Annotated in this window: 11 protein-coding genes and 1 pseudogene; all 12 read right to left on the reverse strand. The window is 43.2% G+C overall.

Annotated features, from left to right (window positions below; translation table 11 throughout):
- A partial coding sequence (locus J2S25_RS14355; protein ID WP_307192257.1) for a helix-turn-helix domain-containing protein occupies positions 1-87 on the reverse strand: 87 nt, incomplete at its 3' end.
- A 35-nt stretch (positions 88-122) separates the two neighbouring features.
- Positions 123-495, reverse strand: a pseudogene (gene tnpA, locus J2S25_RS14360) (IS200/IS605 family transposase).
- 269 nt (positions 496-764) lie between these two features.
- Positions 765-1,187 (reverse strand): hypothetical protein, encoded by a 423-nt coding sequence (locus J2S25_RS14365; RefSeq protein ID WP_307192218.1) that lies wholly within the window; start codon positions 1,185-1,187, stop codon positions 765-767.
- A gap of 191 nt (positions 1,188-1,378) precedes the next feature.
- Positions 1,379-2,017, reverse strand: a complete 639-nt coding sequence (locus J2S25_RS14370) for a hypothetical protein (protein ID WP_307192219.1) — start codon at positions 2,015-2,017, stop codon at positions 1,379-1,381.
- 454 nt (positions 2,018-2,471) lie between these two features.
- Positions 2,472-3,383, reverse strand: a complete 912-nt coding sequence (locus J2S25_RS14375) for a Gfo/Idh/MocA family protein (RefSeq protein ID WP_307192220.1) — start codon at positions 3,381-3,383, stop codon at positions 2,472-2,474.
- 166 nt (positions 3,384-3,549) lie between these two features.
- Positions 3,550-5,334: an L-lactate permease gene (locus J2S25_RS14380; protein ID WP_307192221.1), complete on the reverse strand. Its 1,785-nt coding sequence runs from the start codon at positions 5,332-5,334 to the stop codon at positions 3,550-3,552.
- A 202-nt stretch (positions 5,335-5,536) separates the two neighbouring features.
- Positions 5,537-6,337, reverse strand: coding sequence for an IclR family transcriptional regulator (locus J2S25_RS14385; protein WP_307192222.1), 801 nt, complete (start codon positions 6,335-6,337; stop codon positions 5,537-5,539).
- 39 nt (positions 6,338-6,376) lie between these two features.
- Complete coding sequence (locus J2S25_RS14390; protein ID WP_307192223.1) at positions 6,377-7,147, reverse strand: fumarylacetoacetate hydrolase family protein; 771 nt, start codon at positions 7,145-7,147, stop codon at positions 6,377-6,379.
- Between the two features lie 81 nt (positions 7,148-7,228).
- Entirely contained in the window at positions 7,229-9,409 is a 2,181-nt protein-coding gene (locus tag J2S25_RS14395; protein WP_307192224.1) for a malate synthase G, read from the reverse strand.
- A 147-nt stretch (positions 9,410-9,556) separates the two neighbouring features.
- Entirely contained in the window at positions 9,557-11,023 is a 1,467-nt protein-coding gene (locus J2S25_RS14400; protein ID WP_044394941.1) for an FAD-linked oxidase C-terminal domain-containing protein, read from the reverse strand.
- Entirely contained in the window at positions 11,023-12,381 is a 1,359-nt protein-coding gene (locus tag J2S25_RS14405) for a (Fe-S)-binding protein (protein WP_044394940.1), read from the reverse strand. Before J2S25_RS14405 ends, J2S25_RS14400 begins: the two co-directional genes overlap by 1 nt.
- 2 nt (positions 12,382-12,383) lie before the next feature.
- On the reverse strand, positions 12,384-13,709 hold the full coding sequence (locus J2S25_RS14410; protein WP_044394939.1) for an FAD-binding oxidoreductase: 1,326 nt from the start codon (positions 13,707-13,709) through the stop codon (positions 12,384-12,386).
- Between the last annotated feature and the right edge of the window lie 8 nt (positions 13,710-13,717).

Consider the following 13,717-nt stretch of genomic DNA (forward strand, 5'->3'; position numbering starts at 1 on the left):
AACACAGCCGAATGTTTTAGCTAATAACACTTCCTGTTCTTTGTTTGGCAACAATCGAAATTTGAACGCTTTGTTTTGTTTGGTCATATCCATTCACCTCACTTTTGACCTTGGTTTTCAATCTATTTTTTGATGGTATCAATTGGAGCACCGCCTGTTGTAAGCAGGCAGAAACTTCTTGACCAGAACATTTCTTTCCATAGCTTTTTTCTGATAGGTGGAAAGTCTCTCTTTATCAATCGAGAACTTGCACTCTTATAAACATTGATGAACTTTGATCATTCAGAGTTTGGATGTGCTTTGAATAAGATGTGAATAAGGTCTTTATCATGATTTCATTCCACTAAGAAATATTGTACTTACTTCCAATCTCAGTGAACATCTCTTTTGTAAAATCAGATATTTCACTGTCAAACACTTGTTTGCGATATTTTACAACCAGTGCAAGATGATAATGCATCAAGAATACTGAATATTATTACTGTCTAATTTCATTGATAAATCAATTTATTCTATCTAAGACCGATTATACCCAAGGCTTTGGCTAAAGCCAACCAAAATTCATCTCCCACCTACTCATTGGGCTTTAGCCCTTCCCGTTCCTTGAGGATGGGAGACTTCTTTAGGAAATCCGTTAAAAGGGAGCCTGTTCGCTGGGACGGGCAAATATCTCCATTCAAATTGCCATTCCATATTAAAGAAGGATTTGCTGTAGTAGCAAATCCCTCTCAATCCTTACTGACACTTAGATTTGTTGCGTTTCACTATCTTGCCTCTACAACGAAACTGCTATATTCCTCATCTTCAATTAATATATCAATCTTCCAAAGGCCCTTTTGGTTAAGCCCAAACTTTGATTCACTTTGCCTACCCATAATTTCTTGTTGATAAAGTTCCATAGTCTTACTCGAATCTTTATGGGTTCCAACCATTTTGTATTTTTTACCAGTTAAATCCTTACTATTATCAAAAAAGTATAATTTGTATAGTCTCCCTTGTTCTACAGGAAACTCTGGCTCATCCATTTCTCCGTTCATTTTAGTCATGCCAAACTGGTCCTCTTTTCCATATAGGATCATGCCATCCTTTGTAAAAGTAGCACTCAACCCCCAATATGGTTCATCTCTGTGGGTGCAAGCGTTTAGGAAGAACAAAATGAAAATCACTAAGCTTATGCGCTTTTTCATTCCCTTTCACCTCAACTCATATAGGAACCTCATTCTACAAGTGATTCCTACTATCACGTCTTTTCTTGGAGAAATATGAATTTATTCTGGGAGGAATACTAAGAAGAAAATTTCCGAAAATGCAGTTAAAATTTTTATCTAACTCTGCAAATGATTCGTTCATGAGGTTAGTTAATATACTTTAATACAGCTTAATTTTGTCCCGTCTTTTCTAAAACATAAAGGCGCTTGTCGATTTCAGTTAATCGATTGTTCAAATAATCAACTTCAAAGTCTGTTTTCTTTTTACTCACTTTTAGTATGCCAATAACATCCTCGGCTTGCGCAGCTTGGATTTGAGTAACCGTAACTTTAACCTCTGAAATATCGGCTTGCACGACATCAACGCTATTTTGTAAATGGGACATATCCTCTTTCAAAGTGCTTACGTCTGCTTTTACATTCGACATATCCTCTTTCAAAGCGCTTACGTCTACTTTTACATTCGACATATCCTCTTTCAAAGTGCTTACGTCTGCTTTTACGTTCGACATATCCTCTTTCAAAGCGCTTACGTCTACTTTTACGTTCGACATATCCTCTTTCAAAGCGTTTACGTCTACTTTTACGTTCGACATATCCTCTTTTAAGGCGCTTACGTCTACTTTTACGTTCGACATATCCTCTTTTAAGGCGCTTACGTCTACTTTTACATTCGACATATCCTCTTTCAAAGCGCTTACGTCTACTTTTACATTCGACATATCTCCTCTTAAAGTGCTTACGTCTACTTTTACATCACTTATATCTCTTTGCATATTTAAAAGGATATCTAGTATTTGTTTTTCCATTTTTCTCACCTCCTTTGAATAATAGTATAGGACACTTTGGATTTTCTGTCTCTCCCATCTCCAAAAACCGTGTCACATTAATTCTCGCACAAACCTGCTGGCGGTACTAGCGCTGCGTAACGACATCTGAAAAAAACAAAGGGACGACCATTTTGCTCCAAAACTACTAGGATAAGGGCAAAATCTCCGTCCCCTTTCTTGTTATTTTAATTTCTGCAAAACCAGCTGCTAACATTAGAGAAGTAACAGTTTTTCTTCTTCTTTTTGCTATATGACCCGTTGCTAAAGCTGCGGCAGGCAAACCGAGCATCATCACTGAAAGAAGTCTGCCTGATACTTACCCGTAAAAAGTTACCAATCGTTAATCCAGACAACATCAAATCAAAACACGGAGTTTAGGGATGGTGCCGTCATATCGGACTCAATAAACGGTTGAAGAAACAGCATTTATTTTTCATGAATCAGCATTGAGCTTCCTCACTATTTTTTCACAGACTTCATGAGTTTTTAGAGCATCTTCTGCTGAAATCTGCGGCTTGGTATTTGTCCGAACTGCCTCAATAAAATCGGTAATCATCGGTTCAAAGCCTCGCTTTATTAAAGTAGGCTCCCAGTCATTTCCACGGACTTCGGTTATTTCCATCCCTTTTGAGATGATCAGCTTGGAGACATTCTGTACCGTTCTTTTTTCTAATGGGCCCATAACCTCTACTATTTCTTCATTCGTGCCATTATCCCGATTCATGATACCAATTGCCGTGGCGCCGTTAGCGAGAAATTGGATGACAATGTGGTGCAAGCGGTCGCCTTCCATTCTACCATTCACGACAATATCTTCGATCGGATGTGGAAACAAATAGCGCATTGTATCGACCACATGGATAAAATCGTCAAAAATAAAGGCCCGCGGTTCACCAGGAAGGGCATGACGGTTCTTTTGAACAATAAGGAAATTAGGATCAGCCACCTCTTTTAGTTTTTGATGAAAAGGTGCGTATCGGCGATTAAAACCTGTCATTAACAGCAGACCCTTTTGTTCAGCAAGTTCAACTAACCTTTTTGCTCCCTCATAGCTATCTGTGATAGGTTTGTCGACAAAGACATGGATCTGCCTTTCTAATAGTTGTTCGATGATTTCCGCATGGGAAGCAGTGGCAGAATGAATGAATGCTGCACGAATGCCACTGTCCAACAAAGAAGCTATACTCGTGTGAAGGTGGTCAAATCGATATTGGTTTCCAATCGATTGCAGGCGCTCTTGATTGCGTGTATAAAGATGGAATTCGATATCCTTTAGTCCGCTATAGACCGGAAGATAGGCCTTTTGAGCAATATCCCCGATCCCGATCACTCCTATTTTAAGCATTATTTCTCCCCCTAGATTATTAATTACTGCTATGTCCATTATACTTCATCATATAGCAAACGAACGGACCAATTGCTTTATAAAAATACCTATCTCCCTTTTTTTGAAAATAGCAAAAACTGCACCCGGCACTTCGGGTGCAGTTTTCTGCTTTTCTTTTCCGCTATTATTGTTTGATTACTGGAGATACTTCCTGCACTAGAAGACCACTTCTTTTGTTGTTAGTAGCGATGATATATACGGCAGCAAAAGCAATCGCCACTGCAATGAATGAACCGATGTTAAAGATGCCTTTTTGTGAGTACCAAACGATGGAATAACCGATAGAGCCTGACAGCAATGCGTAATAGGTGAACGGGAAGAGAGTTTTCCTTATGACCGCTCCTTCTTTTCCGACCAGACCTACCACCGCGGATGCTGCAACAACATTGTGCACACAAATCATATTTCCTGCCGCTCCGCCAACTGCCTGGAGGGCAACGATCCAGGTAGGATCTACGCCAATATTGCTTCCTACATTATATTGGAATAGAGAGAACATCATATTGCTGACTGTATTGCTGCCTGCGATGAATGCGCCCATGCCGCCAATGAAGGTAGAGAATAGCGGCCAATAATCTCCCGCCAGGGCAGCGACTCCGTTTGCCAATTCAATTGGCATCTTATCAAAGCCTGCTGCTCCTCCTCCGGTATTTAAAAATACCTGAACCATCGGGACTGTAAAAATTAGAGCTGTGGAAGCAGAAATCATCGTTTTGCCTGATTGGGACCAGGCACGTCTGTAAGCGCTTGCATTCATGCCGTGGAGGAAGTACGTAATTGCCGATACAATAATGAAAATAGTGCCGGGCAAATACAACGGCTGAAAACTGGAGGTAATTCCAGAATCGAAAATATTTTCAAATGAGATACTCCATGCTTTAAACCATCCTGCAATTGGGAGGGAATTTAATCTTGTTAAGATTAGCAGCAAACCAACGAGAACATAAGGTGTCCAGGCACGGAACATGCTCATGCTTCCGCTCTTGTGAGTAATGTCCTTGATTTCAAGATTGCCAATCCATTCAGGATCCCAGTTCGATTTTTCTTCAAAATCCCATTCTTCCTCTTTTGGAGGCATCAGGAAACCTCTCTTTGCCGCAAAAATCACAATTGCCAATCCTGTCAAACCACCAATCATCGAAGGGAATTCCGGTCCAAGAAGATTTGCAACAATGATATACGGAATCGTCATCGCAAACGACGAAAACAGGGCAAATTTCCATACCTTGATGCCTTCGGAAAAGGATTTATTTTTGCCGAAATACCTGGTCATCAGTGCAACCACAAATAATGGCACAAGCGTACCCGCGATCATATGAAGAAAGGCTACCTTGACAGCGATGACATTTACCAAACCTAGAAAGTCATTCGATAATCCAGCATCGCCCGATAGTCCACTAAAAACACCTACAAGCATAGGGGTTCCGACTGCACCGAACGAAACAGGTGTACTTTGGATGATCATTCCGGCGACTACTGCTGCCATCGCCGGAAATCCGAGCCCTACCAATAAAGGAACTGCAACCGCCGCTGGGGTTCCGAAGCCTGCAGACCCCTCAATAAATGAGCCGAACAGCCACGCCACAATAATCACCTGAACTCTTCGGTCCCCTGAAATATCGGTGAAACCTTGACGGATTGTCTTGATTCCACCACTTTCCTGCAAGGTGTTCAGCAGCAGGATTGCGCCAAAAATAATGTAAAGAAGTGTTCCCGCCACAATAAGCCCATGGATAGAAGCGGCAGCTACATTGGCACCTGGCATCTTCCACACGAATAGAGCAAGAACGATAGCTACTAAATAAGAAATTGGCATTGCTCTGCTTGCTGGCCACCTAAGTCCGATCAGGAAAATCCCTACCACTAGAATAGGCAATAACGATAAAAATGCTAGCATTCCCGTACTCAAAAAACCATCTCCTCTTTTAATATGATAATAAAAAACAAGAAAAGTTTTTGTTGCGAATGACGCAACAATGCTATATAACTATAAAAATAATGTTATATAACACTTGTTATTTATTATACAGACTTAACAAGGATAATTACAATAATTTTTAGAAAATTTAGAATTATTATTGTAGGAAAGCATTAAAAAAATTTGTCCGTTGTTATCCGAACAAATTTTTTCCATTCTTTTGACTTTGTTTTGAAAATCCGAGTCTGACAGAGATTTGCGAACCGACATCAAGCATTTGCTCTTTCAGTTGATCCAGTCTTTCTTCGGTCATTCGGATCGTCGGTCCCGAAATACTAATGGCTGCGACTACTTTCCCCAAATGATCGAAAATAGGTGCTGCAATGCAGGAAATGCCGTTTTCATTTTCCTCCAGATCAAGCGCGTATCCATTTTGCTTAACCTGGACTAATTCCTTGAACAAAGCATCTTTATCCGTAATCGTGTGTTTCGTATGCATGGGAAGGCCTTTTCGCTCGACGATTTCATGTACCATCCCTGAAGGAAGATTGGCGAGAATTGCTTTTCCAACGGATGTACAATGCATTGGTGCCCGCTTTCCAACCTTTGAATGCATTCTCAATGTTTCTGTCCCTTCCAGCTTTTCAATGTAAACTACTTCTCCCTGGTCATAGACGACAAGGTGGATCACTTCATTCGTTGAATCCTCAAGCTGCTTCAGAAATGGGCCCGCCTCAGATCTTATATCAATGGAATCCAGCAGTTTCGAGCTAATTTCCAAAAATTTGTATCCAAGTTTGTACAAGCCAGTAGATTCGTCTTGCTCAATGTATCCATACTGGGCTAGAGTAACTAAAATTCGGTAGACAGAACTTTTATTGATATCCATCTGTTTCGCAATCTCAGTAACTCCTAAACCGCCTTTTTTCATGCCGACTAGCTGGATAATATCCAACGCGCGACTTACTGACTTAACAACATTTTCCCTTTCCACTTCTCTTACCCCCAGTGTGGCGCCTATCACAATCTCTCATCAAACTTTCATTCTAGTCCCGGCAAACACATTCTTCAAAACGCCAATCTCTTTAATCTCACATTCAATGACATCTTGTGTTCCGACGAACTCTGCTCCTACAGGGCTGCCAGTCAGTATAACATCTCCCGGCTTCAAAGTCATGACCTTCGACAGATAGGAAATCATTTTCGGGATTGGGATGATCATCAGGTCGGTAGGACTATTTTGCTTTTCAACACCATTCAGTCGAGCGGTTACTACAACGCTAAAAGGGTCCAATTCTGTTTCAATCACCGGCCCTAGGGGAGTGAAGGTGTCAAACGACTTTCCGATTGTCCAATGTCCATCTTTGTGAAAGTGGCTTGGTGCAGTAACATCGTTGCCGACCGTGTAGCCAAAGACATACTCGAAAACTTCTGATTCCGGAACATCCTTTGCTTCCTTGCCAATGACTACAGCAAGCTCGGATTCGAATTTAACCTTATCTGTACCGTCTGGAATCATGATTTCTTCCTCTGTGCCAATAACGGAAGAAACAGGCTTAAAGAAAAATACGGGGATTTCTGGCAATTCAGATGGCAAGTCTTCTTTGTTTGCCACAAAATTTGCGCCGATACCAATTATTTGATTTGGGACAAGCGGGGCGAGCAAGCGGGCTTCTTCTCTTGAAAAAACCTTCCCTGTATATTCCCAGCTTACAAACAGATCTCCAGTAATTTCTTGTATTCCTCCTGCCGTAACTACACCTGAATAAACTTTTGAATCAACTGTAAACCTTGCAAATTTCATCGTTTTAACCCCTTTCTGTCATGGATATTTCAAAGGGGCATTTTCAGCTAGGAATAAATGCCCCTTTGAAAGGAAGTATTTTTAATTTTTTACAGCAAATTTCGCTTTCGCTTCTTGGCGCCGACGATGAAGAATAGGCTCCGTATAGCCATTTGGCTGTTCATATCCAAGGAAGACGAGGTCACATGCAGCCTGGAACGCTACAGAGTTATCAAAGTCGTCTGCCATTGGGTGGTAAGCTGGATCAATCTTATTTTGCTTATCCACGACTTTCGCCATCCGCTGCAATGTCTCTAGCACCTGTTCTTTCGTGCAAACCCCATGGTGCAGCCAGTTTGCCATATGCTGACTGGAGATCCTTAACGTTGCCCTGTCTTCCATCAATCCTACATCATTGATGTCAGGAACTTTTGAGCAGCCGATTCCTGATTCAACCCAGCGAACCACATAGCCGAGGATTCCCTGCGCGTTGTTATCCAGCTCTTCCTGAATTTCCTCAGCAGTCCATTGCGGATCTTCAGCAACCGGAATTTGCAGGATCTCGTCTCGATAATCTTTGGATTCACCTGCCAGCTGATTTTGCACCTCAAACACATCAACCTGATGATAGTGCAATGCATGCAATGTCGCAGCTGTTGGAGATGGCACCCATGCAGTATTCGCACCTGCCTGCAGATGGCCGATTTTTTGTTCCAGCATTGGCCCCATCAAATCAGGCATTGCCCACATGCCTTTTCCGATTTGAGCACGTTCCTGGAAGCCAACCTGAAGCCCTGTGGCAACATTTGACTTTTCATAGCCTTGAAGCCAAATGGATGATTTCATATCATTTTTCCGGACCATTGGGCCAGCTTCCATGGAAGTATGCATCTCATCTCCGGTGCGGTCGAGGAAGCCTGTATTAATGAAAACAATCCGGTCTTTCACCTCACGGATGGATGCTTTAAGGTTTAAACTTGTGCGACGTTCTTCATCCATCACGCCGATTTTAATCGTGTTCCGCTTCAGGCCAAGCAGGTCCTCTGTCCGGTCAAATAATTCATTGGCAAAAGCGACTTCTTTTGATCCATGCATTTTTGGTTTTACGATATAAATAGAACCCTTGGATGAATTCTGGTATTTTGTATTGCCAATTACGGAGTGCTTTCCAATCAGGCTGGTAAACACTGTATCAAGAATTCCTTCTGGAACCTCATTGCCTTGTTCATCAAGGATGGCATTGCTTGTCATCAAGTGGCCGACATTTCGCACAAACATGACAGAACGGCCGTTCAGACTGAATTCTTCCCCATTTGGTGCTGTGTAGGAACGATCTGGATTCATCGTTCTCGTCATGAGACGGGCATTTTTATGGAAGGTAGCCGACAAGTCTCCTTTTTGCAAGCCAAGCCAATTGCGGTATACCTCCACTTTATCTTCAGCATCTACTGCTGCAACCGAGTCTTCGCAATCCATGATCGTTGTCAGAGCGGCTTCGAGAAGGATATCCTTTACTCCCGCTTTATCCGTCTTGCCGATCCGATGGTTTGGATCAATCTGGATTTCAAAGTGCAAACGATTATTTTTCAGCAAAACAGCTGCTGGTTCCTCTTGATTTCCTTGATAGCCAACAAATTTTTTTTCATCCTTAAGACCCGTTGTTTTGCCTTCAGCCAGGGAAACTACCAGCTTTCCATCTTTGATGGCATATTTTTCGGCATCCTTATGGGAACCTTCCGCTAGCGGCACGGACTGGTCGAGAAATTCTCGTCCATAAGCGATGACTTTATTGCCACGGACTGGATTATACTGTAAGCCTTTTTCTGCTCCATCTTCTTCACTGATGGCATCTGTTCCGTAAAGAGCATCATATAAACTTCCCCAGCGTGCATTAGCAGCATTGATTGCATAGCGTGCATTATTAACAGGCACAACAAGCTGAGGGCCTGCTTGTAAGGCAACTTCTTCATCCACTGCTTCTGTGGTAATTTGGTAATCCTCCACTTCCGGTTCAAGATAGCCAATGTCAGCAAGAAATGACTTATATTGATCTAGATCAAATTTGCCGCTGTTTTCACGATGCCAGGCATTTACTTTTTCTTGGATTTCATCACGGATTTTTAGCAATTCCTTGTTTCGAGGAGCCAGATCCTTTACCAGGCCTCCGAGACCATTCCAAAACTGTTCCTGATCCACCTCGGATCCAGGAAGAACTTCTGAATTAATAAATTCGTAGAGTTCTGATGCAACCTGAAGATTGCTCGATTTTACATAGTCTGCCATCTGATTTTTTCCTCCCTTTGTATGTTCAATCGTTGCGTAATACCAAACGCTGTTTCAATTCCTTCTAAGAAAAATCATACCATGCCATGGAAAGTTTTTTCAATCCATTTAACTGAATTTTTTGTAGTTTTTACCGATTTCTTTCTCTTACTTTGCTGCTGCAGCAGCAATCTCATTTTTCACTTCCACACAACGTCCAGGAGAGGGGAATAGTTTCCCTGCATTCAATAGATTTTTAGAATTAAAGACTTGCCTGATTTCTGTTTGTGCAATAATTTCCTCATCTGTAAATACAAACCGCATTTCTTCCCTTTTTTCAATGCCGACACCGTGCTCGCCGGTAATCGTTCCGCCTACATCGGCGCATGCTTTCAGACAGAGACTGCCTGCTTCAAGAGCCTTTTCTGATTCTCCTGGAATTCTCGCATCAAACAAGACGAGCGGATGCAGATTTCCATCCCCTGCATGAAATATATTAGCGATTCGAAGGCTGAATTCCTCACTGATTTCATTGATCCTTTTTAACACTTCAGGCAGCTTGCTTCTAGGGATGACGCCATCCTGCACAATATAATCAGGGGATATCGCACCCATTGCCCCGAATCCGGTTTTCCGGTTTGCCCACCATTTGGCTCTTTCTTGTTCACTCTGTGCGGCTTTTACCTCACGGACATTGTTGCTATTGCACACAGCAAGGATCTGGTTGATCTGCTCATCGAGGCCGGCGGCAATTCCATCTACTTCAATTAGGAGCACTGCTTCTATGTCCTTCGGGTGTCCTACCGGAAAAGCGGCTGCCTCGACTCCTTCAATTGCCGTCTTATCCATCATCTCCAGAGCAGCAGGAACGATTCCGGCTGAAATTATATCTGATACCGCTTTGCTGCCATCTGCTACCTTGTCAAAATAGGCAAGCACTGTTTGCTTTCCTTCTGGATTCTTTAAAATTCGCACCGTTATTTTTGTCACGATCCCTAAAGTACCTTCAGAGCCCGTCAATAAACCAAGCAAATCATAGCCCGGCTGATCAGGGACACCGTCTTTGCCGATTTCGATCACTTTCCCATTTGGGAGGACGACTTCTAGTCCAAGAATATGGTTAGTCGTTACCCCATATTTCAAGCAGTGCGCGCCTCCGGCATTCTCGGCGACATTGCCGCCAATCGTACAGCAATACTGGCTGGATGGGTCAGGGGCATAATAATATCCTTTATCTGAAATCGAGTTGGTAAGTTTAAGATTGACAAATCCAGGTTCTACGACTGCACGCCTGTTCTCAAAATCGACACTTAGCAGCTTTTTCATCCGAACCATGCTGATGATTACCTCGCCGTTTAAAGGAATGGCACCCCCGCTTAGACCAGTTCCTGCCCCCCTTGCAAGAAAAGGCAGGTCATTTTCGTGACAATACGTAACAATCGCAGCAACCTCAGCGGTGTTCTTTGGAAAAACAACCGCCCTTGGCAAATGTTTGCGAAGGGTGAAGCCGTCACAATCATAGGCAAGCAAGTCTTCCTTCTTGTACAGGATAGACTTGCGGACGGGATCAACCCCAACGATTTTAACCAGATTCAAAACATGAGGATCCTTCGATTGAATGCCTTTCTTCGACATCAGTTCCCCTCCTTCAGACTGTCTTCTTTTTGATACGCCCAATCGAGAAGCTGGATGGTATGAACAACCTTTTGGTTTCTTCCGTACTTTTGAACCCCTATCGCCATTTGAAGCATACAGCCAGGATTCCCCATCGAAATCATTTCTACATCTTCCGGTACATTTTCCATTTTACTTTCAAGAACGGCACCGGCCATGTCGGGATTCGTAATATTATAAATTCCGGCACTTCCGCAGCATCGATCCGAATTCGGCATGTGTACCATTTCCACTCCTGGTATATCGAGGAGAATATCACGCGGTTCTTGCCGTATTCCTTGACCATGGGCAAGGTGGCACGCATCATGATACGTCATTTTGATGTTCATTTCGGCTTTTGGCTTTTCATATCCAGTATCATGAAGATATTTTGAAATATCTTCTACCTTTTGGGAGAATTCGAAAGCCTTGTCATGCCATTCTGGATCGTCACGAAATAATTCATGGTATTCTTTCAGCATGGACCCGCAACCGGCGGCATTTACAATTACCTTATCCGCGTCTTTAAATGCCTCTATATTCTTCTTGGCAAGCTTTCTGCCTGTTTCCCGGTCACCAGCATGGACATGGAGCGCGCCACAACATGTTTGGTTACGGGGAATGATGACATCGTTGCCATTTCTGGTCAGCACATTCACAGTTGCTTCATTGACATCGCTAAACATCACGTCCATTACGCAGCCAGTCAGCATTGCGACTTTCCGTTTCGTCTCAGTCTTCGCCTTGATCACATCGGCATCGTTGAATTTTTTTCGAACCGGTTCCTTGATCTTCGGCATGATTGCCTCCATTTCGACCAGATGCTTTGGCATGATGTTGATCAGACCGGTCTTTCTTACTACCTTCTGCATCCCGCTCTTTTGGTAAAACTTAAGCAGGCTGCCTAATGAATTCAGCCGGTTTTGATGCGGGAACAACTCTTGAAGAAATAGTTTATTAACTGCACCCTTCCAGCCGGTCAACGGCATCGCCTGGCGGATCTGCCCTCGTGCCTCTTCAATCAGACCTCCAACATTTACATCTGCCGGACAGGCAGTCGTACAGGCGCGGCAGTCTAGACAGGCGAACACAGGATCCATGAATTGCTCATTCACCGAGAGTTTTCCTTCAGCAACCGACTTGATCAAATGAACCCTTCCGCGTGGAGAATGCTGCTCTTCACCGGTCAATTCATAGGTAGGACAAGATTCAAGACACATGCCGCAATGAACGCAGTCAGCCCATTTGTTCTCATCTGGCAGGTCGCTCCAGAGGTAATTGCCTAACGTTTTTGGCGCGCAGGCAGGCTCCTGCTTTAACTCCATTTCTCTTAAACTCACTATTATATCCCCCCTACAAAACGTCCAGGATTCAAGACTCGATTTGGATCGATCTTTGCCTTTATTCCTTCCAAAAGAAACTGGTATGGCTGCTTGTCACCCCATACATTCGCCTTTTCGCGGAGCGCCGATGGCAAATGCTTCACTACGACATAACCGTTTGCCTTTGCAGCTTTCTCTCTTAGAGAATAAATTGCGGAGACAATATCTTCTTTTGCCCCTCTAAGCACTGCCTGGCTTAACCCATGGCCAAGGCCCCCATGTGCTTCGATCAGGAGATTGTGGGAATCCTGCAGCAACTGGCACTCCTGCAAAATCTCGATTACCTTCAGATTAACTGTACCGATTTTTACGATCGCTTCCGTTTGGGCATCAACAGGGCGAACCGCACCGTTAGGAACATTCCTGTAAAAATCGTTCCAAAAAGACTTTGCCTCTTCCTGATGAAGGATAACCAACTCGGTTCCTGACGGCTGAAGCTTCTGGACAAACTCCTCTTGGTACTTAACAGAGCTTTCCACGTCTTCTAGCCCAATCACCAGCGTGTAAACCCTTTCACGAAAGAATTTAGCGGATAACGATGGATTCATCATTTCGAGTGCTACAGGTTCTATTACGGTATCCAGCAGATGAACAGCAAATTTTCTTGCATCCTCCATTTTCTGTTCGGAAAACTTCAGCAGCATTAGGCTTTCATATTTCGGAATCGGTCGCAGTTTTACCGTTACCTCAGAAAGAATTCCAAGAGTTCCCATTGCCCCGATAAAAAGCTTGTTCATGTCATAACCGGCAACATTTTTTACTACTTTTCCACCAGATCGAATCACTGAGCCATCAGGATAAACCACCCTCAAGCCAATGACTGCATCTCGCGCTGAGCCATAGCCAAGCCGTTTCGGACCGCTGTCATTTGCGGCCAGGATTCCTCCGATGGTTGCCTGCGCAGGCAAAAACGGATCCAATGGGATTTTTTGGTTAAACTCCAGCAGGTAATCCTGGATTTCTTGAAAAGTGGTACCTGCTCTGACAGTTACTGTCATATCCCCAGGTTCATGCTCCACGACCCCTTTATAATTTTCCAATGAAAGCAGGAGGTCTGCAGTATTATCGGTACCTCCAAATCCTCTTTTCGTACCTCCGCCTACTACATTTACTTTCTTGTTTGTTTCATAGGCATATTTTACTAGACTGGTAATTTCCATTTCAGTCTGAGGAAATACAGTGATCTTGCCGCCATTTCCATATAAATGCTCATCACTTTCGGATTCAGTCCATTGATTTTCAGGAAAAAAAGCTTTCAACTCGGTTAAAATTTCCGCGGTAATCATAGCAGCCC

Source organism: Mesobacillus stamsii (genome assembly GCF_030814065.1).
Lineage (GTDB): Bacteria > Bacillota > Bacilli > Bacillales > Cytobacillaceae > Mesobacillus > Mesobacillus stamsii.